This is a genomic window from Lysinibacillus sphaericus (assembly GCF_006864135.1).
Classification (GTDB): Bacteria; Bacillota; Bacilli; order Bacillales_A; family Planococcaceae; genus Lysinibacillus.
Window position 1 is genome coordinate 61,368 of record NZ_SADV01000010.1, and the last position, 20,985, is coordinate 82,352.

At 38.7% G+C, this 20,985-nt stretch carries 20 protein-coding genes and 1 tRNA gene; 19 read left to right on the forward strand and 2 right to left on the reverse strand.

Annotated elements, in window-relative coordinates:
- Positions 1–3 precede the first annotated feature (3 nt).
- From hisD to C7Y47_RS13715, 14 genes are all read left to right on the forward strand, one after another.
- Positions 4–1,278: a histidinol dehydrogenase gene (gene hisD, locus C7Y47_RS13650; RefSeq protein ID WP_142509276.1), complete on the forward strand. Its 1,275-nt coding sequence runs from the start codon at positions 4–6 to the stop codon at positions 1,276–1,278.
- A 4-nt stretch (positions 1,279–1,282) separates the two neighbouring features.
- On the forward strand, positions 1,283–1,882 hold the full coding sequence (hisB, locus tag C7Y47_RS13655; protein ID WP_100544051.1) for an imidazoleglycerol-phosphate dehydratase HisB: 600 nt from the start codon (positions 1,283–1,285) through the stop codon (positions 1,880–1,882).
- A complete protein-coding gene (gene hisH / locus C7Y47_RS13660) occupies positions 1,879–2,511 on the forward strand; it encodes an imidazole glycerol phosphate synthase subunit HisH (RefSeq protein ID WP_142509277.1) in 633 nt (210 codons plus the stop codon). Before hisB ends, hisH begins: the two co-directional genes overlap by 4 nt.
- Positions 2,505–3,266 carry an imidazole glycerol phosphate synthase subunit HisF gene (hisF, locus tag C7Y47_RS13665; RefSeq protein ID WP_142509278.1) on the forward strand — a complete coding sequence of 254 codons (762 nt, stop codon included), beginning with the start codon at positions 2,505–2,507 and terminating at the stop codon, positions 3,264–3,266. Before hisH ends, hisF begins: the two co-directional genes overlap by 7 nt.
- Positions 3,263–3,880: a bifunctional phosphoribosyl-AMP cyclohydrolase/phosphoribosyl-ATP diphosphatase HisIE gene (gene hisIE / locus C7Y47_RS13670; RefSeq protein ID WP_142509279.1), complete on the forward strand. Its 618-nt coding sequence runs from the start codon at positions 3,263–3,265 to the stop codon at positions 3,878–3,880. Before hisF ends, hisIE begins: the two co-directional genes overlap by 4 nt.
- A gap of 90 nt (positions 3,881–3,970) precedes the next feature.
- On the forward strand, positions 3,971–5,494 hold the full coding sequence (locus C7Y47_RS13675; protein ID WP_142509280.1) for a tetratricopeptide repeat protein: 1,524 nt from the start codon (positions 3,971–3,973) through the stop codon (positions 5,492–5,494).
- 99 nt (positions 5,495–5,593) lie between these two features.
- Entirely contained in the window at positions 5,594–6,538 is a 945-nt protein-coding gene (trxB, locus tag C7Y47_RS13680; RefSeq protein ID WP_142509281.1) for a thioredoxin-disulfide reductase, read from the forward strand.
- A gap of 552 nt (positions 6,539–7,090) precedes the next feature.
- A complete protein-coding gene (locus tag C7Y47_RS13685; RefSeq protein ID WP_142509282.1) occupies positions 7,091–7,558 on the forward strand; it encodes an NUDIX domain-containing protein in 468 nt (155 codons plus the stop codon).
- A 9-nt stretch (positions 7,559–7,567) separates the two neighbouring features.
- Positions 7,568–8,461 (forward strand): RNase adapter RapZ, encoded by an 894-nt coding sequence (gene rapZ / locus C7Y47_RS13690; RefSeq protein ID WP_142509283.1) that lies wholly within the window; start codon positions 7,568–7,570, stop codon positions 8,459–8,461.
- A gap of 4 nt (positions 8,462–8,465) precedes the next feature.
- The gene (locus tag C7Y47_RS13695; protein ID WP_142509284.1) at positions 8,466–9,449 is read left to right on the forward strand and encodes a gluconeogenesis factor YvcK family protein; all 984 of its coding nucleotides are present in this window, start codon (positions 8,466–8,468) and stop codon (positions 9,447–9,449) included.
- A gap of 65 nt (positions 9,450–9,514) precedes the next feature.
- A complete protein-coding gene (gene whiA / locus C7Y47_RS13700) occupies positions 9,515–10,462 on the forward strand; it encodes a DNA-binding protein WhiA (RefSeq protein WP_142509285.1) in 948 nt (315 codons plus the stop codon).
- A 115-nt stretch (positions 10,463–10,577) separates the two neighbouring features.
- Complete coding sequence (locus C7Y47_RS13705; RefSeq protein WP_053485816.1) at positions 10,578–10,835, forward strand: HPr family phosphocarrier protein; 258 nt, start codon at positions 10,578–10,580, stop codon at positions 10,833–10,835.
- Between the two features lie 214 nt (positions 10,836–11,049).
- Positions 11,050–11,406, forward strand: a complete 357-nt coding sequence (locus tag C7Y47_RS13710) for a hypothetical protein (protein WP_142509286.1) — start codon at positions 11,050–11,052, stop codon at positions 11,404–11,406.
- A gap of 117 nt (positions 11,407–11,523) precedes the next feature.
- Positions 11,524–11,754 (forward strand): hypothetical protein, encoded by a 231-nt coding sequence (locus C7Y47_RS13715; protein WP_142509287.1) that lies wholly within the window; start codon positions 11,524–11,526, stop codon positions 11,752–11,754.
- Between the two features lie 156 nt (positions 11,755–11,910).
- Here the strand turns inward: C7Y47_RS13715 and clpP are convergent, their stop codons facing one another.
- Positions 11,911–12,492: an ATP-dependent Clp endopeptidase proteolytic subunit ClpP gene (gene clpP, locus C7Y47_RS13720; RefSeq protein ID WP_132361998.1), complete on the reverse strand. Its 582-nt coding sequence runs from the start codon at positions 12,490–12,492 to the stop codon at positions 11,911–11,913.
- A gap of 797 nt (positions 12,493–13,289) precedes the next feature.
- On the opposite strand from clpP, the gene C7Y47_RS13725 reads away from it, so the two are divergent.
- Positions 13,290–13,364: transfer RNA gene (locus C7Y47_RS13725), tRNA-Arg, on the forward strand.
- 399 nt (positions 13,365–13,763) lie between these two features.
- Here the strand turns inward: C7Y47_RS13725 and C7Y47_RS13730 are convergent.
- On the reverse strand, positions 13,764–14,378 hold the full coding sequence (locus C7Y47_RS13730) for a spore coat protein (RefSeq protein ID WP_142509288.1): 615 nt from the start codon (positions 14,376–14,378) through the stop codon (positions 13,764–13,766).
- Positions 14,379–14,567: 189 nt separating this feature from the next.
- On the opposite strand from C7Y47_RS13730, the gene C7Y47_RS13735 reads away from it, so the two are divergent.
- From C7Y47_RS13735 to C7Y47_RS13750, 4 genes are all read left to right on the forward strand, one after another.
- Positions 14,568–15,149: a LemA family protein gene (locus tag C7Y47_RS13735; RefSeq protein ID WP_142509289.1), complete on the forward strand. Its 582-nt coding sequence runs from the start codon at positions 14,568–14,570 to the stop codon at positions 15,147–15,149.
- Entirely contained in the window at positions 15,149–15,913 is a 765-nt protein-coding gene (locus tag C7Y47_RS13740) for a TPM domain-containing protein (protein WP_142509290.1), read from the forward strand. Before C7Y47_RS13735 ends, C7Y47_RS13740 begins: the two co-directional genes overlap by 1 nt.
- A 304-nt stretch (positions 15,914–16,217) precedes the next feature.
- Positions 16,218–18,494: a S9 family peptidase gene (locus tag C7Y47_RS13745; protein ID WP_142509291.1), complete on the forward strand. Its 2,277-nt coding sequence runs from the start codon at positions 16,218–16,220 to the stop codon at positions 18,492–18,494.
- 145 nt (positions 18,495–18,639) lie between these two features.
- On the forward strand, positions 18,640–20,916 hold the full coding sequence (locus C7Y47_RS13750) for a S9 family peptidase (RefSeq protein ID WP_142509292.1): 2,277 nt from the start codon (positions 18,640–18,642) through the stop codon (positions 20,914–20,916).
- The last annotated feature ends 69 nt before the right edge of the window (positions 20,917–20,985 follow it).

Consider the following 20,985-nt stretch of genomic DNA (forward strand, 5'->3'; position numbering starts at 1 on the left):
CCTATGAAAATAGTAAAGCTAGAAAAAGGTATTTCCTTAAAACGACCACTGGAAGGTGGAAATGAAGAACAGTTAAAGGTTGTACGTCAAGTATTGAAAGATGTTCGTGCACAAGGTGATGCAGCCATACGTTTTTATACAGAAAAATGGGATGGTTTTGCCCCTGACTATTTACGCGTCACGAAGGAAGAGTTAGAAGAGGGCGCTAATACAATTGATCAACAGCTTTATGCTGATTTAACAGAAGCTGCTCAAAACATTCGCCTTTATCACGAGCAGCAAAAACGTTCAGGTTATCGCTTGGAACTTACAGATGGTTCATGGCTTGGACAACGAATTACTGCTCTCGATGCAGTAGGTCTTTATGTTCCTGGTGGTACAGCAGCATACCCTTCTTCGGTCTTGATGAACGTTATCCCTGCACAAGTTGCTGGTGTCCAGCGCATTGTTATAACATCACCAGCAGGTCGCGATGGAAAATTACCTCCAGGTGTGCTTGCTGCAGCGCATATTTTAGGAGTAGAAGAAATATACAAAATCGGTGGAGCTCAGGCGATTGCTGCTCTTGCGTATGGTACAGAGACAATTTCTCCAGTTGATAAAATTACGGGCCCAGGAAATATTTTTGTAGCATTAGCAAAACGTGAAGTGTTTGGTGAGGTAGCAATTGACATGATTGCAGGCCCAAGTGAAATTGCCGTGTTAGCAGATGACACAGCATTTGCTGATGAAATCGCGGCCGATCTTTTATCACAAGCTGAACACGATAAATTAGCTTGTGCCATTTTAGTAACGACTTCTGAACAATTGGCTATAAAAGTAGCTGATGAAGTGGAGAAGCAATTAACGACTTTACCGCGTGAAGAGGTAGCACGTGCATCTATAGAAAACTTCGGTGTCATTTATGTGGCTGAAACAATGGTAGATGCCGTAGATGCCATTAATTCGCTAGCGCCTGAGCATTTAGAAATTATCACAAAAAATGCTGAGGCTGTAGCTGAGCAAGTACGACATGCAGGGGGTATTTTCATTGGCCGTTATAGCTCTGAACCCGTTGGTGATTACTTTGCAGGGACAAATCATGTGCTGCCAACGAATAGTACTGCACGCTTTGCAAGCGGCTTAAACGTCGATGATTTTGTGAAAAAATCGAGCGTCGTCTTTTATAGTGAAAAAACTTGGGCAGAAAACGCACCGAAAATTGCACGTCTAGCACGTATGGAAGGCTTAGAGGGTCATGCGCGTGCAGTGGAATCGCGTGGTTGGGAAAAGGGGTAATACAATGACTGAAAAGAAACGATATGCAAAAGTTGAACGTACAACAAATGAAACTCAAATTTCTGTAGCTATCGATTTAGATGGTGAAGGGAAGGCAAATATTAAAACGGGTGTTGGCTTTATGGATCACATGCTTGACCTATTTATTAAACATGGGCTTTTTGATGGGACGATAGAAGCGAATGGTGATACATATATAGACGATCATCATACAACAGAAGATCTAGGAATTGTATTAGGCCAAGCTATTCGTGAAGCGCTCGGAGATAAAAAAGGAATAAAGCGTTACGGCACAGCATTTGTGCCAATGGATGATGCACTTGCACAGGTCGTTGTAGATTGCTCGAATCGCCCACACTTAGAATATCGTGTGCCACAGTTGAAGGAAAAGGTCGGTAGCTTCGATACTGAATTAGTACATGAATTTTTGTGGAAGTTTGCACTTGAGGCACGGATGAATGTTCATGTGATCGTACCTTATGGCCATAATACCCATCATATTATTGAAGCTATTTTTAAGGCGTTAGCACGTGCCATTGACGCAGCAGTTGAAATTGATCCACGTGTTAAAGGTGTACCATCGACTAAGGGGCTGTTAACGTGAAAATTGGTGTTATTGATTATGGAATGGGAAATTTATTTAGCGTTGAACAAGCATTAAAACGACTTGCCTGTGAGGTTGTTGTGACGGCTAACGAGACAGTGCTAGATGCAACAGATGCACTGTTACTTCCTGGTGTTGGAGCGTTTCCAGATGCCATTAAACGTTTAGCTGAAACGAATTTAGATCAATATTTACACAAGGTGAAAGCAGAAAATCGACCACTTCTCGGAATATGCTTAGGCATGCAATTGTTATTTGAGCAAAGTGAAGAAGTGTCTCCGACGAAGGGGCTGGGCTTTTTTAAAGGAAGCATTAAACGATTTACTGGTGACAAAGCTGCACAGAAGTATCGAGTGCCGCATATGGGATGGAATGAGCTCGTAGTGACAAAGCATCCTTCTTGGTTAAATGGTGAAGTAACGGCAAAGCATGTTTATTTTGTGCACTCATTTTATGCAACTGATATCGATGAAACGGAGCTTGTCGCTTATGCGGATTATCATGGTATTAAAGTTCCTGGCATTGTGGCAAATGGCTCTATTACGGGCATGCAGTTTCATCCTGAAAAGTCAGGTGAACTAGGTGTGCATTTATTAGAGCAATGGTTGAAGGGGGTGGCATCATGTTAACAAAGCGCATTATTCCATGTCTTGATGTGAAAGAGGGACGTGTTGTAAAAGGTGTACAGTTTGTGTCATTACGTGATGCGGGTGACCCAGTTGAACTTGCTAAGTTTTATGATGAGCAAGGGGCAGATGAGCTTGTGTTTCTAGATATTTCGGCATCACATGAAGGACGTGAAACAATGGTGGATGTCGTACGACAAACTGCAGCTACATTAGCCATTCCATTCACAGTAGGTGGTGGAATTCGAACGTTAGATGATATGAAACGTATTTTACGTGCAGGTGCCGATAAAGTATCAGTGAATACTTCTGCTTTAGAGCGTCCAGAGCTTATTAAAGAAGGTTCTGACTTTTTTGGCGCACAATGTATTGTTGTAGCTATTGATGCCCGCTATAGCGAAGAAGATGCCACGTGGATGGTTTATACGCATGGGGGCCGAAACAAAACAACATGGCGAGCAACTGAATGGGCGAAGGAAGCGGTTCGCTTAGGTGCAGGTGAAATTTTATTAACGAGTATGAATCAGGACGGTGAGAAATCCGGTTTTGATTTAGCGCTAACAAAAGCTGTGAGAGAGGCTGTGACAGTTCCTGTTATTGCAAGCGGCGGTGCAGGGAATGCCGAACATTTTAACGAGGTATTAGCTGAAGGTATCGATGCAGATGCAGCACTTGCAGCATCCATCTTCCATTATAAAGAAACGAGCGTAGCACAAGTAAAAGAATACTTACGTGAAAAAGGAGTGACAGTGAGATGATTGACAGCATTAAATTTGATGAAAAAGGTCTTGTCACTGCGGTTGTACAAGATGCTAATACAAAAGAAGTACTAACTGTAGCGTATATGAATAAAGAATCTCTAGAAAAAACGCTTGAATCGGGAGAAACATGGTTCTTCTCACGTTCACGTCAAGAGCTCTGGCACAAAGGGGCAACGAGTGGTCATACGCAAAAAGTTGTATCTATCAAGGCGGACTGTGATGGTGACGCATTAATTGTGGAAGTAATTCCTGCTGGACCGGCTTGTCATAATGGAACAACTTCTTGTTTTACGGAGATTATTCAGCACAATGCCAAGGTCGGATCTGTTGAGATTATTTCTAAACTCGTAAAGGTCATTGAAAAGCGTGAGCAAGAAATGCCAGAAGGGGCGTATACTACATATTTGTTCGATAAAGGAATCGATAAAATTTGTAAAAAAGTTGGAGAAGAAGCAACCGAAGTTGTCATAGGTGCAAAAAATCGCGATGCAGAAGAAGTGAAGTGGGAGGCCGCCGATTTAATTTATCACTTACTAGTATTACTGCAAGAGCAAAAAGTAAGTATTTATGACGTGTTACATGTGTTAGAAAAACGTCACGAGGAGAAATAACGGCATATTGCTTATTGTATGTTATAATAGAAGTTACTGTGTAAAGGAACGTATAATACGTTCCTTATTTCTTGTTTCGGAGGAAATATTTTGGAAAAGAAACGTCAAAAAGAGAATCAAACGAATATAGTGTCGTTCATTCCAACAGGCGACTATTATTATAAAAAATCAATTCAAGCAATGAATAGCGGACAAATGAATAAAGCCTATAAATATTTACAGCGAGCAGTTGATTTAAGCCCTGATGATCCGATGATTTTATTACAATTAGCGATAATAGAGTTAGAGGGTCAACGTTTTGAGGAAGCGTATGATCTACTTCGTCGTGCCTATCAAATAGATAAAGACAATCCAGAAATTATTTTTTACATGGCAGAGGTTTCAGGATGTATCGGCATCCTACATGATGCTAAGCGCTTTGCAGAGCAATATTTACAAATAGAGCCAGAAGGTGCCTATGCAGATGAAGCTGCTGAAATATTAGAGTTTGTTGATTTTGAGCAGGATGATTTTGAAGAGCTTGAAGGTTCAGCTGAAGATTTATATCGGCAAGAACAGGCGAGACGTTGTATGGAAAAGGGAGATTTCCCTGAAGCTATTAAAATGCTAGAAGACTTAATTGAAGATAGACCAGATTTTTGGTCAGCTTATAATAACTTAGCCCTTGCCTATTTTTATGTAGGTGAAGCAGAACAAGCGAAAGCTCTGCTAAACACTGTATTACGTGAAAATAAAGGGAATTTACATGCACTATGTAATTTAACGGTTATCGCATACTATGAAAAAAATGAAGAAGATTTAAAGGATCTTTTAGAAATACTTGTGAAAATTCAACCATACTTATGGGAACATCGCTACAAACTGGGTGCAACATTAGCGCTCGTTGGACAATATGATTTAGCATTTAAATGGTTGCGTAGCATGCAGAAAAGAGGCTATGTAGGCGATGCTGGCTTTTACTTTTGGTTATCACATGCCGCTTATTTCTCAGGACATGAAGAAATTTCAAAGAGTACATGGGAGCAGCTACTTGAGCTAGATCCCGATAAAGAAGGCTTTGAACCTTGGCGTCAAGAAGAAAACGATTATTCACTTGATGCATTAGAACATGATCGTGATTATATTGTAGAAAAGCTAGAGAGCGAATATACAAGTGAACGCATATTTGGTTTGTTTTTATTAAGCTGTACAGCACATAAACAGGAAATTATTGCGCATCCAAAATGGATAGATGTTGACCAATTTAATGCGTATGAAAAGCTATTCCTCGCCTATGCATTAGGACATCAATTTGATATGAAAAACAAAGTAGAGGCTAGCTTTATACGAGCAGTTAGTGTGCCAGAAATTTTACTAGAGCAGTATGAAAAGTTAACGACATTAATTGCACCAATGTTCCAAATGTGGTTTGTACTTTGTGAGCAAGCATTGATGAACAATTATCGTTTTACAAATCCAGCAGCTATTGCAGGAGCAAATGATTATTTATTTCGTTCTTCCCGAATGCTTAAAGTTACAAAAAAAGAAATCGCTCAGCAATACGGAGTGTCAGTGTCAACTTTATCGAAGTATATTGAAGAGATTTTAATGTTTTTACCAGACACTCATAATTAGACGTGAGCAACATAGTTGAATAACTTTTTACTTTCACATACGATGAACATACTAACATTATTATAAAAAAGTAAAAAATCTGTTTAGGGGGAAGTATTTATGTCAGAAGAAAAAATTTATGATGTAGTAATAATTGGTGCAGGTCCTGCTGGGATGACTGCTGCTGTTTACACATCACGTGCCAACCTTTCAACTTTAATGATTGAACGTGGGATCCCTGGCGGACAAATGGCAAATACAGAAGAAGTAGAAAACTATCCTGGGTTTGATACAATACTAGGGCCTGAGCTATCTACAAAAATGTTCGATCATGCTAAGAAATTCGGTGCAGAGTATGCATATGGCGACGTAAATGAAATTATTGATGGCGAGGAATATAAAACAATAAAATCAGGTACTAAAGAATATAAAACGCGAGCAATTATTCTTTCTACAGGTGCAGAGTATAAAAAAATGGGTGTGCCTGGCGAAAAAGAACTTGGAGGCCGTGGTGTCAGCTATTGTGCAGTATGTGACGGTGCATTCTTCAAGCAAAAAAATCTTGTTGTTGTAGGTGGCGGGGATTCTGCTGTTGAAGAAGGCGTTTATTTAACTCGCTTCGCTGATAAAGTAACAATTGTGCACCGACGTGATAAATTACGTGCACAAAAAATTCTCCAAGATCGTGCCTTTGCTAATGAAAAAATTGATTTCATTTGGAATGCAACAGTGAAAGAAATTAATGAGGCTAACGGTAAAGTTGGAAGTGTAACATTACAATCAACTGTAGATGGTACAGAATCTGATTTTGCTACTGATGGCGTATTCGTATACATTGGTATGCTTCCGTTAACAAAACCATTTGAGTCTCTAGGTATTTTAAATGATGCTGGTTATATTTTGACAAATGATAATATGGAAACGACAGTACCAGGTATTTTCGCAGCTGGAGATGTACGTGAAAAATCACTTCGTCAAATCGTTACAGCGACAGGGGACGGAAGTATTGCAGCACAAGCAGTACAGCACTATGTGGAAGAATTATTAGAAAAAATTAATGCTTAAAGTGGATCATTGATAAGGGCAGTCTCCTCCCAAAATGGGGTGTGTAGTCAAGTGAATATTTTAGTAGAGTGCCCAAGATCAGGTTCATCACCAAAAGTTGTGGATGACTTTTGTTAAAACGTCTACTATGTAAATAGTTGATTTCCGTTCCGACTGGACGCCCCCAGGAAAGCGCCCAGTCGGAACGGAAGTCAACCACACGTTTTGGTGATGATCCCAAGATCGATATTTTGAGGAAAAAAATACAATTTTAATACGCTCTTAATATAGTTGTAACTTGAATGACATATAAAAGGTGTAATATATATATTGTAATTAGCAATCCCCCTTTTATTTTGTTGAGTAGGTTGTTTCCACCAAATTAGGTGGAGCAGCCTATTTTTGTTGTGAGCGGAAATTTTTATGACTGAGTTTCATATGTTTGAGTAAAGGTTAAAAACAGTATCGATGAAGTTACAATTGCAAATGACGTAAAGTTTAGAATTGAGGACAAACCTTGTTTGGTCTTGCTATAATGAAAGGTAGAATGCAAAAGAGATTAGAGGTGTGCCTATGCAAAGAATTGCAAATTTAATAGCCGTAAAAGACGGTCAAGTGTTATTACTTCAGAAGCCGAGACGTGGCTGGTTCGTAGCTCCTGGCGGTAAAATGGAGAGCGGTGAATCGATTTATGAGGCTGCAGTACGTGAGTTTAAAGAAGAAACAAATGTCACACCAATAAATGCTCATTTAAAAGGTGTTTATACGATGGTTATTAAAGAGAATAATGAGGTAGTGGACGAATGGATGCTTTATACATTTGTTGCAAAGGATGTAGAAGGAGTACCGTTTAAAGAAACTAGAGAAGGCAAACTTGCATGGCACCCAGTAGAGGATTTGGAACATTTGCCAATGGCTGAAGGTGATCGAACAAACTTACAATTTGCTATCTCACAATCAGGCATTCAGTACGGTACATTTGAATACACAACTGATTTTGAATTACTTCATGAGAAAATACAAATATCAATCGAACAATAAAGGAGCTGCATGACAGTGGTGGTTGAAGGACCAAAAGGTACACATGAATTGGTTATTATTACAGGAATGTCTGGAGCTGGGAAAACAGTAGCTATTCAAAGCTTTGAGGATTTAGGGTATTACTGTATTGATAATTTACCACCAGCGCTACTCCCAACATTTTTAACCTTACTAAGGGATTCTGGTAAAAATATTACACGTATAGCAGCTGTCATGGATATGCGTGGTGGCGACTTTTTTGATTCTCTTATCGGCGCTCTCGACCATATTCTTAAAGAAGGTGACATCGTTGCACGAATTTTATTTTTAGATGCAGATGATGCAGCTTTAGTTAGACGTTATAAAGAGACAAGACGTGCACATCCATTGGCTGTAAATGGTTTACCATTAGATGGCATTAAACAAGAACGTAAGCTTTTATCCGAAGTAAAAGGTCGCGCTAAATTTGTCTATAATACATCTAATATGAAGCCTAAAGAGCTACGAGAAAAAATCGCTAAAGAATTTGCCAGTGATGCTGATAATATTTTCTCGGTAAATATCATGTCTTTCGGATTTAAACATGGTATGCCGATAGATGCCGACTTAGTATTTGATGTCCGTTTTTTAAAAAATCCATATTATGTAGAAGAGTTACGCCATAAAACGGGATTACAAACTGAGGTATCTTCTTATGTTCTGGCACTTGAAGATACGCAAACACTTATTCAAAAACTAACGGATTTGTTTGAATTTATGATTCCGCTCTATAGACAAGAGGGCAAATCACAACTTGTCATTGCTTTTGGATGTACTGGAGGACAGCATCGTTCAGTAACATTAGCAGAGTATTTTGGGGCATATTTAGCTGGAAAGGAAAACACTGTTATTACACATCGTGACATCAATCGTAGAAAGGATTGAGTGAATGGGAAAGAAGCGAACAAAGCTTGTTGTAATTGGTGGTGGTACGGGGCTTTCTACGTTACTACGAGGGCTCAAGCACCACCCATTTGATATTACTGCAATTGTGACAGTAGCAGATGATGGTGGTTCTTCAGGACGTTTACGAGATGACTATGATATTCCACCACCTGGTGATGTCCGTAATGTGATCGCGGCGTTATCGGATGTTGAGCCGCTTGTAGAGCAAATGTTTCAATACCGATTTTCTGCATCAGAAGATTTACGTGGGCATTCATTAGGTAATTTAATGCTGACTGCTTTAACAGATATTACCGGGGATTTTAACCATGCTATTAGCGAAATGGGAAAGGTTTTAAAGGTCCATGGTCGCGTCATACCAGCTGCCAACAAAAAGATAAATTTACATGCTGAGCTTGAGGACGGTTCAATCATTGAAGGGGAATCTAAAATTCCAAAGGCGAAAAAACGAATTAGTCGAGTTTTTTTAGTGCCTGGAAATGTGAAACCGTTACCAGAGGCTATTCGAGCAATATATCGTGCTGACTATATTTTAATTGGTCCAGGAAGTTTATATACAAGCATAATTCCAAACCTCCTTGTAAAAGGAATAGGAGAAGCTGTTGTAAAGGCTAAAGGAAGAAAAATTTATGTTTGTAATTTAATGACTCAAAAAGGTGAAACCATTTCATATACAGCAGGTGATCATGTTAAAGCTATATATAAACATGTTGGAGACTCCTTCATTGATTCTATATTAGTAAATGATGTAAAACTCCCTCATCCTGTAAAAGAGCTTTATAAGGAAGAGTGTGCTGAGCCAGTAACATTCGACGTTGCAAAGCTTGAAAGCATGGGATTAGAGGTTATTAAACGGGATATTGCCACGATTCGCCCAGATGGGACGGTGCGCCATAATGCTACAAACGTTGCGAAATGGCTTGTAGATTACGCAAATATCTATGAACAAGAAGTTAGTGAATCATAAAGCGCTTATTGTATATGATAAGATGAACATATACATAGAATAAAAAGTTGAAAGGAGGGCGTGATATGTCTTTTGCTTCTGAAACGAAAAAAGAGTTAACTCAAATAGAAGCGGACAATCATTGTATGAAAGCAGAAGTATCTGCCCTAATTCGTATGAATGGTTCATTATCCTTTGCTAATAAACAGTTAAGCTTAGACGTACAAACTGAAAACGCTGCAATCGCAAGAAGACTTTATACGATTATGAAGAAGCTGTATCCGTATAATGTAGAGTTACTTGTTAGAAAAAAAATGCGTTTGAAAAAAAATAACGTATACATTTGCCGCGTAAGAGAAGGTGCGCGTGAGCTACTGATTGATTTAGAAATCATCTCAGACGACTTTCAATTTAATCATACTATTTCTCGGAAGCTCATTAAAAAGAGTGGTCAAAAAAGAGCATACTTACGGGGTGCATTTCTAGCTGGTGGCTCTGTCAACAATCCAGAAACATCCGCCTACCATTTAGAAATTTATTCATTATATAAAGAGCACGGCGAGGCTTTAATGGATTTAATGAATGAATTTGAGCTAAATGCAAAAACAATTGAACGAAAAAAAGGCTTTGTAACTTATTTAAAAGAAGCGGAAAAAATTTCAGATTTCCTTAACATTGCTGGAGCGCATCAAGCAATGATGAAATTCGAAGACGTCCGTATATTGCGAGACATGAGAAATAGTGTCAATCGCATAGTCAACTGTGAAACAGCGAACTTGAATAAAACAATAGGCGCAGCATTACGTCAAGTAGAAAATATCCGATTTATTGAAAATTCAATAGGTCTAGATCAATTGCCAGAAAAACTACGTGAAATTGCACGATTACGCGTAGAATACCAAGATGTCACACTAAAAGAACTTGGTGAAATGGTATCAAGTGGAACGGTTAGTAAATCCGGTGTCAATCATCGATTACGGAAAATAGATGAAATAGCCGATGCATTAAGAAGCGGAGAAAAAATTGGTGGTTAAATTTTCATACTTTTCAGGTATGAATGTGAAAAGCCTAATCGCGTATTGTTCTTTTGCTAGTAAGTAAGGTAAGATAAAAATAATAGATGAACGGTAGTAAAGGGGAGTTTTAAGAATGACCGAGAGAAGAGTCCATGTAAAATTAAAATTAGGACTACAAGCTAGACAAGCAGCACTATTTGTACAAGAAGCAAATCGTTTTAGCGCAGATATCTTTCTGGAAAAAGACGAGAAAAAAGTAAATGCTAAATCCATTATGGGTGTTATGAGCTTAGCCATTGCAAAAGGAACAGAGGTTGTACTTAGTGGCGATGGCAACGATGCTGAGCAAGCGGTTACAGCATTAGCAGCACTAATCGAAAAAGAAGATTAAAAAACTATGATGCAAAAACTGTCCAAACAGTAATACTTACATGTTGGACAGTTTTTTTTGCGCTTTTGCACAGAAAGTAGAGCTAAAGCTTCAAGGAAATAAAAGGATGTAATAGAAATAATAGTAAAAGAGGTGAAGAGAAAAGGCTACGACGGAAAGAAGAGTCAAAGCGGCGGAAAGAAAGGGCGAAGCGATGGAAAGGAGAGCCGAAGCGATGGAAAGAAGAGTCAGAGCGACGGAAAGAAAGGCCGAAGCGACGGAAAGAAGAGTCAGAGCGACGGAAAGAACGATCAGAGCAACGGAAAGAAAAAGCTGCGACGGAAAGAAGAGCCGAGCGACGGATAGAAAGGCCGAAGCGACGGAAAGAAGAGCCGAAGCGATGGAAAGAAAGGCCGAAGCGACGGAAAGAAGAGCCGAAGCGATGGAAGAAGAGTCAAAGCGACGGAAAGAAAGGCCGAAGCGATGGAAAGAAGAGCCAAACGACGGAAAGAAGAGTCAGAGCGACGGAAAGAACGATCAGAGCAACGGAAAGAAAAAGCTGCGACGGAAAGAAGAGCCGAGCGACGGATAGAAAGGCCGAAGCGACGGAAAGAAGAGCCGAAGCGATGGAAAGAAAGGCCGAAGCGACGGAAAGAAGAGCCGAAGCGATGGAAGAAGAGTCAAAGCGACGGAAAGAAAGGCCGAAGCGATGGAAAGAAGAGCCAAACGACGGAAAGAAGAGTCAGAGCGACGGAAAGAACGATCAGAGCAACGGAAAGAAAAAGCTGCGACGGAAAGAAGAGCCGAGCGACGGAAAGAAGAGTCAAAGCGACGGAAAGAACGATCAGAGCAACGGAAAGAAAAAGCTGCGACGGAAAGAAGAGTCAAAGCGACGGAAATAAAAGGCTGTGAAGGAAAGAAGAGTCAAAATAATGGATAGAACCGTCAAAATGAAAGATAGAGTAGCCAAAGTCGTGGATAGAACCATTAAAATCGTGGATAGCCTTATCAAAGTGAAGGATAGTCCCATCAAACCAATACAATGTCGAACAAAAAAAGACATCTCAGAAATAATCTGGGATGCCTTTAACTATTTTTATTTGCGTTCCATAATTTGGTCGATTAGGCCGTATTCTTTTGCACGCTCAGCTGTCATGAAGTTATCGCGGTCTGTATCTCTTGCAATGACTTCAAGTGGTTGACCAGTACGTTCCGATAAAATTCCATTTAATTTTTCACGTAAGAATAAAATACGTTTTGCAGCGATTTCGATTTCAGTTGCCTGACCTTGTGCACCGCCAAGAGGTTGGTGAATCATTACTTCAGCATTCGGTAATGCGAATCGTTTACCAGGTTCACCAGCAGCAAGTAGGAAAGCACCCATAGATGCTGCCATTCCGATACAAATTGTTTGTACTTGTGGCTTGATAATTTGCATTGTGTCATAAATTGCCATACCAGCAGTGATAGATCCACCTGGTGAGTTAATGTAAAGAAAGATATCTTTGTCTGGATCTTCTGCTTGTAGGAATAGAAGTTGAGCAACAATTGAGTTAGCAACGTTGTCGTCAATTGCACTTCCTAATAGGATAATACGGTCTTTTAGTAGTCGTGAATAGATGTCATACGCACGTTCACCACGACTTGTTTGTTCAATAACTGTAGGAATTAAATTCATGTTAAATCCTCCTTAAAAAACTAAATTCGAATACTTTTGCTGAAAACTTCCTTGGTAATTCAGCTGTATCCTTATCATACACATTATAGTCAGGGAAGGTCAAATATTAACCCTGTTAAAGTAAAATAAATTAAATCAATTTTGCCTTGGCGTAATTATAGTGCTGCTTCGCTTTCACAGAGAAAACATTTGTCGCCGCCGCGTCGCCCTCGCCCAGAAAACATTGGATGCTACCCATCGCTTTCGTCTAAAAAACATTTGATGCAGTCGCTTCGCTTCGCTCAAAAAACATTGGATGCAGTCGCTTCGCTTCGCTCAAAAAACATTTGATACAGTCGCTTCGCTTCGCTCAAAAAACATTGGATGCAGTCGCTTCGCTTCGCTCAAAAAACATTTGATGCAGTTGCTTCGCCCTCGCCCAGAAAACATTTTATCCTACCGCATTGCTTTTGCTATAAAAACATTTACCGTTGCCGCCCTTTGCTTCCACGCAGATAAGGAATACCGCAAATGCTTTGCTCTCACGCAGAGATAGTGTGTCTCAGCATAATTAAGAATCTGTGATATCCGTCTGTAGTTTATCTTTTTCCGTAGTATTTTGACACTTATTGAATGAAGATAAAAAAAGTTAAAATGTTTTGCATTCTATAGTTGAAATATGGGCAATACGTTTGTATAATTGATAAGGTCACATAAGTTAAAGTACAGTACACTATTTTGCAGGTATGCTTCACATGAGGGTTATCTACATCATGCTTTTCTAAAGCCTAGGGTGAGTACTTTTTTTTTGTTTAATTGCCCTCGTGGTGTAATGGATAACACGTAAGATTCCGGTTCTTGCACTGGGGGTTCGATTCCCTCCGAGGGCGCCATTTTACTGATTATTTGATTTACTTTTATAACTCAATTCTCCTAATAAGTAGTTTAGCAGCCTGCTTAGTGGGGAAAAGAGAAGGGAATATAATGGAAATATCGCCTAATAGGCATTATTCCCGTATATGTTCCTTTCAAACCTTCAAAAAAGCAACAATTCCAAATTATTTTTTAGTGAACATACTGTACGTGAAGACTAGTTAAACTAGTCGAAAAAAAGAATCCTATCTGAGGGGATTCTTTTTTTTTGCAAATAATCTAAAAATAGCACCAAGATGAATGGATAAACATTCACTCCTGGTGCTATTTTTAGTTTTATGAAGTTTTTGCGAAAAGTTAAACAAGAGCAGCCCCTGGGTGATAGTGACCACAGATGGGGCTGCTCTTGTTTTTTAGAATTAATGAAGGGGATTTGTTGTAGTGCTGTATGCATTAAGCATCGTTTGCATATCTTGTTGAGAAAATTGAGGTACTTGATAGTAGCCATGCATATTTTGGTATATAGATAATTCGTATGCCATTTCAATGCAGTTGGGAATACTATCTGCAATAACGCGACGAACAACAGGGTTTGTAGTTTCTGTTGCTGCTGCAGTCATACCTTTTGCCACACCTTTTTGAGCGCCAAGTAAGAAGCCAGAAATACATTCATCGCTGAGCTCATTTGCATTTTGCATTGGCTTTTTAGGTTGGCCAGGAGTCAATCCATATTTAAAATTATTTCCTGTCTCCATTTGATAGCGACCTGTAGGAACAGATGGATCATGACCTGTGTTATAAGATTCCACAATAGTGTTATACATACCTAATGTGAAATTATATTGGCGATCCAAAATACTAAGCAACTCTGTGTCCTTAACATGTGGACGTAAAACAATGGATTGATTCATACAAGCAATGATTGCACCTATTGTTTCATGCAAGTCCATTTGCTCATGTCCACCATGATTTAGGCTTTGTTGTTGATTAAACGATGTTTGGTTTGATGATTCGTTTTGAAACGATTGTGTCAAAAAAAGCGCCTCCTAAATATCATAGTTTGTTACAGTATTAAGTATGGCACGTTAGAGAAATTTCATACGGTATTAATGCATTTGCATATATGTAGAATAGGGATGTTTTTTTTGCTGCACATTAGTGGTAAGAAAAAAGAAGGGCTTATCATGGATGATAGCTAAAAGAAAGCGAAGGAGGTTTTAGAATTGAAAAAAATATTTGGACCTGTAGGAATAATCGTTATTATTTTAGTTGTATTGGCCTTACTATTTATTCCAAAATACAATAGTCTAGTAACGGCAGAGGAGAGCGTAGATTCGAAATGGGCGCAAGTTGAAAATCAGCTACAACGTCGCTACGATTTGATTCCGAACTTAGTAGAATCTGTAAAAGGTTATGCTAACCATGAGAAAGAAGTGATCGCTAGCATTACAGAGGCACGTGCACAAATGGGAAGTGCTCAAAGTCCAAAGGAACAGGCGGTTGCCAATGATGCATTAAACGGAGCACTTAGTCGATTACTAGTAGTCGTAGAAAATTATCCGAATTTAAAGGCAGATGCAAATTTCCGTCAATTAATGGATGAATTAGCTGGGACAGAAAATCGTTTAGCAGTGGCTCGAGAAGATTATAACAATGAAGTGCAGACTTTTAATAAAACGGTTAAACGTTTTCCAGGCAATCTTATTGCAGGGATGTTTGGTTTTGAACAGAAAGAATACTTTAAAGCAGCTGCGGGTGCTGAAAAGGCACCATCTATAGATTTTGGCAGTTCAGGTAAACAATAATGAAACGGTTACTATTCCAACTTGCTATTGTTAGCATCATGTTTATTCTGTCTATAAGAATGGCGGAGGCCGCAATGCCGACACCGATGAAAAATACGTATATTCATGATTTTGCTAATGTTTTATCAACATCCGTAAAGGAAGAACTCAACCACTATTCAGAGCAGCTAGACAAAGGCACAGGTGCTGAAATTATGGTCGTAACGGTAGATACTATTAACGGAGAAGAACCAAAAATGTATGCAACAAAAATGATTCGTTCATGGGGTATTGGCGATGCGCAAAAGAATAATGGTGTTTTAATTTTAGCAACGTTTGGGCAGGGCGATGGCAATAATGATGTCGTCATTGCTGTAGGCCAAGGTCTAGAAGGAGCATTACCTGATGGCAAGCTGGGGCGCATTTTAGATACAGCGTTTTATCCAAATGCAAGAGCTGGAGACATTAATAAGGCATTTAAAGCAACGTATGCAGACGTATTTCAAACTGTCGCACAGGAATACAATTGGGATGGAGAGATGCCTGAAAATACAGCTGACAATGAAGAAATGCCACCGTGGGTGATTATTTTAATCGCTATCATCGTACTTGTTATTTATACATTTATTTCTAATGGTAGAGGAGGAGGGCCTCGTTCTGGTAGACGTGGAGGTTTTCCGGGTAGTTTTCCAGGTGGATTCGGAGGTGGCGGCTCTAGGGGCGGTGGATTTGGCGGATTCGGAGGCGGCTCATCTGCTGGTGGAGGAGCAAGTCGGAAATTTTAATTTCAGATGCCAGCCTTATGTAACGTAAGTGAACCGATAGTTACAAGTGTTTTGGTAGAGACAGATACAGAAGTCTCCCTCCTTTATAGGCGGTGGGATGAAGCTTCCGGTGGATGTCACGTAATTATGCCGAGGCACAATTGTTTATAGTAAAAAAGTGAACTCAATGTAGTTTGCTTTTTTTATTGGTTTAAAAGGGAAATATACTTAATTATTATCAATAATTGACAATGTAGATAAAATTGCTATAATTCAATTATATCGACAAACGATATAACATAAACTGATATATGGAGGAATCATTTTGAAGAAGAGATTTTTATCAGCATCATTAGCGGTTATTTTAACATCATCTGCGGTCATTCCTGTATCTATGCAGGAAGTGCGCGCTGCCAATGAAACTAGCAGTCAAGTAGAAGTAAAAGAGGAACGTCTATCTGCTAAGGGATTTTTAGATTTAACTGTAACAGCTCTAACATTCCAACATGGATCAGAGACAATGCGTCAGCAAATCATTGATACGTGGGTAAAAGGCGAGGAATTAAAAGATTTAAGTGTCCATATTAAACGTGATGAAGCTGCACGTATTTTAGTAAGAGCTTTAAATAAAGAGGAAAAAGAAGCAACACTTGCTGAGTATCAAGAAAAAGCAAATAAACTTGGCTTATTTAACGGTCTGTCAACTAGTGAAACAATTTCTAAACAAGATGCGGTTAAAATTTTAAATAATGCTAAAAATGTGAAAAATGGTGTCAGCAATAATGAAGGCGTGAAAGAAATTTCTGTCGAAGATTTCATGAAAAATCCAGGAAACGTTGGCTATGAACTTTCACCGGATGGCAATTACATAACTTTTAACGCTGCATGGGAAAACCGTAGAAACGTTTTCGTAAAAAAAATGAATGACGATAGCGAGCCAGTACGTGTATCTAGTTCAACGGATCGCGATATTGGTGGATCCTTCTGGAAAGATGATAATTTACTATATGTAAAGGATAAAGGTGGCGATGAAAACTTCCACATTTATTCAACAACATTTAATGGTAATGAAGAAAAGGATTTAACACCTTATCCGAATGTAACAGTTGGGGTATTAAGTAGCTTAAAGGGCGTTAAAGACGAAATCCTTATTATGATGAATAAAGAAGATGCAAAAGTCTTTGATGTGTACAAACTTAACCTAAAGACTGGTGAAACTACACATGTTGCGAAAAACCCTGGTAATATTACGAGCTGGATAGCAGACCGTGATGGAAATGTACGTATGGCAGTTGCTTCAGATGGTGTAGTAGGCACTGTTCTATATCGAGATTCAGAAAAAGATGAATTTAAGCCATTTATTGAAATGGAAGAAGGGGATCAAGTAACGCCACTTGCTTTCTCTAAAGACAATAAACATATTTTCGCAACTTCTAATAAAGGAAGAGACAAAGTAGAAGTAGTTAAATATGATTTAGAAGGTAAAGAAGAAGTAATTATGTCTAACTCAGAAGTAGATGTAACGGGTGTATTATATAGTGCTGAGAAAGATAAAGTATTGTACGGTGCATATGTATCAGATAAGACACATTATCAATTCTTTGACGAGGACTTTGAAAAACTATTCCGTAAAATTCAACATAAATTAGGTGTTCAAGAAAGTGAATTAGGCATTAATGATTACAATAAAGAAATGACAAAATTCATTGTTAGCGTTTCTAGTGACACTGTTTACGGAAAATATTATTACTATGATTCAACAACAGATGAAATGACAGAAATGGGAACGTTAAGCCCTTGGTTAAAACAAGAGGAGCTTGCAGAAATGCATCCAATTTCATATAAGAGTCGTGACGGCTTAACGATTAACGGTTATTTAACTTTACCGAAAAACAAAGAGGCTAAAAATCTCCCACTTATCGTCAACCCTCACGGTGGTCCGTGGGCACGTGATATGTGGGGCTTTAACCCAGAGGTACAGTTACTAGCTAACCGCGGTTATGCAGTACTACAAATGAATTTCCGTTCTTCAACTGGCTATGGAAAAGAGTTTTTAGAGGCTGGTAATAAACAATGGGGTCTAAAAATCCAAGATGATATTACAGATGGCGTACAATGGGCAATCGACCAAGGGATAGCAGACCCTAAACGCATCGGAATTTACGGTGCATCCTTTGGAGGTTATGCAACTTTAGCTGGGATTACATATACTCCAGATTTATATGCTGCAGCAGTGGACTATGTAGGTGTATCCAACATCTTTACATTTTTAAATACAATCCCTCCGTATTGGGACACATTGCGTAACCAACTTTATAAGCGTGTGGGCAATCCAGAAGAAGATAAAGAGCTATTAACAGCCGCTTCACCTGTCTTCCATGTGGATAAAATTAAAACACCTTTATTTGTAGCTCAAGGTGCAAATGATCCACGTGTAAACAAAGCTGAATCTGATCAAATCGTTGAAGCATTACGTGCAAGAGGCGTTGATGTGGAATACATGGTGAAGGATAATGAAGGCCACGGTTTCCTTAATGAAGAAAACAGTATCGAATTCTACACTGCAATGCTAAAATTCTTAGACAGCCATTTAAAAAAATAATAAATGAAAGAAGACTGTGCAGGAACTAAGTTTCCCGCGCAGTCTTTTATCGTTAGGACCAATAATTGACAAATATACTGAAGTTGGTATAATTTCATTGTATTAACAATATGCATAATGCGTACTGATATAAGGAGGAATCATTTTGAAAAAAAGGTTTTTATCAGCATCATTAGCGGTTATTTTAACATCATCTGCGGTTATTCCTGTATCTATGCAGGAAGTGCGCGCTGCCAATGAAACTAGCAGTCAAGTAGAAGTAAAAGAGGAACGTCTATCTGCTAAGGGATTTTTAGATTTAACTGTAACAGCTCTAACATTCCAACATGGATCAGAGACAATGCGTCAGCAAATCATTGATACGTGGGTAAAAGGCGAGGAATTAAAAGATTTAAGTGTCCATATTAAACGTGATGAAGCTGCACGTATTTTAGTAAGAGCTTTAAATAAAGAGGAAAAAGAAGCAACACTTGCTGAGTATCAAGAAAAAGCAAATAAACTTGGCTTATTTAACGGTCTGTCAACTAGTGAAACAATTTCTAAACAAGATGCGGTCAAAATTTTAAACAATGCTAAAAATGTGAAAAATGGTGTCAGCAATAATGAAGGCGTGAAAGAAATTTCCATAGAAGATTTCATGAAAAATCCAGGAAACGGCGGCTATCATCTTTCACCAGACGGAAATTACATTACTTATAAATCTGCATGGGAAAATCGTTCAAATGTGTTCGTAAAGAAAATGAATGACGATAGTGAGCCAGTACGTGTATCTAGTTCAACGGATCGCGATATTGGTGGATCCTTCTGGAAAGATGATAATTTACTATATGTAAAGGATAAAGGTGGCGATGAAAACTTCCACATTTATTCCACAACATTTAACGGGAATGAGGAGAAGGATTTAACGCCATATCCGAATGTAACAGTTGCGTTATTAAGTGATTTACAGGGCGTTAAAGACGAAATCCTTATTACGATGAATAAAGAAGATGCAAAGGTCTTTGATGTGTACAAGCTTAATGTGAAGACTGGAGTAACTACACATGTTGCGAAAAATCCAGGTAATATTGCAAGTTGGTTAGCAGATCATGATGGAAATGTACGTCTGGCAGTTACTTCAGATGGTGTAGAAGGAACTATCCTTTACCGTGATTCAGAGAAAGATGAATTCAAACCGTTTATTGAAATGAAAGCAGGAGATGAAGTAATGCCACTTGCCTTCTCTAAAGACAATAAACATATTTTCGCGACTTCTAATAAAGGAAGAGATAAAGTAGAAGTGGTGAAATATGATTTAGAAGGTAAAGAAGAAGTAATTATGTCCAACTCAGAAGTGGATGTACTAGGTGTATTATACAGTCCTGAGAAAGATAAAATATTATATGGTGGCTATATAACAGATAAAGCACACTATCAATTCTTTGATGAAGACTTTGAAAAACTATTCCGTAAAATTCAAAACAAATTAGGTGTTCAAGAAAGTGAATTAAGCATTAATGATTACAACAAAGAAATGACAAAATTCATTGTTAACGTTTCTAGTGACACTGTTTACGGAAAATATTATTACTACGATTCAACAACTGATGAAATAAAAGAATTAGCAACGTTAGGCTCTTGGTTAAACCCAGAGGAGCTTGCAGAAATGCATCCAATTTCGTATAAGAGTCGTGATGGCTTAACGATTAACGGTTATTTAACTTTACCGAAAAACAAAGAGGCTAAAAATCTGCCACTTATCGTCAATCCACACGGTGGACCATGGGCACGTGATATGTGGGGCTTTAATCCTGAGACGCAATTACTAGCAAACCGTGGTTATGCTGTACTACAAATGAATTTCCGTTCCTCAGCTGGATACGGTAAAAAATTCCTTGAGGCTGGTAATAAGCAATGGGGTCTAAAAATTCAAGATGATATTACAGATGGCGTACAATGGGCAATCGACCAAGGCATTGCAGACCCTAAACGCATCGGAATTTATGGGGCATCCTTTGGAGGGTATGCAACATTAGCAGGTATCACTTATACACCAGATCTATATGCAGCCGCAGTTGATTACGTAGGTGTATCGAATATCTTTACGCTATTAAATACAATTCCTCCATATTGGGAAACAATGCGTGAAATGCTTTATGAGCGTGTAGGGCATCCAGAAAAAGATAAGGAGCTATTAACAGCCGCTTCACCTGTCTTCCATGTAGATAAAATTAAAACACCGCTATTTGTAGCTCAAGGTGCAAATGATCCACGTGTAAATAAGGCTGAGTCCGATCAAATCGTTGAAGCTTTACGTGCTAGAGGCGTTGAAGTGGAATACATGCTGAAAGATAATGAAGGCCATGGTTTCCATAATGAAGAAAACCGTATCGAGTTCTACACTGCCATGCTAAAATTCTTAGATAGCCATTTAAAAAAATAATATAAAAGTAAACTGTGCAGGGAGTACCTTGCACAGTTTTTTCTAACTAGAACAGTGCTTAGGGATAGG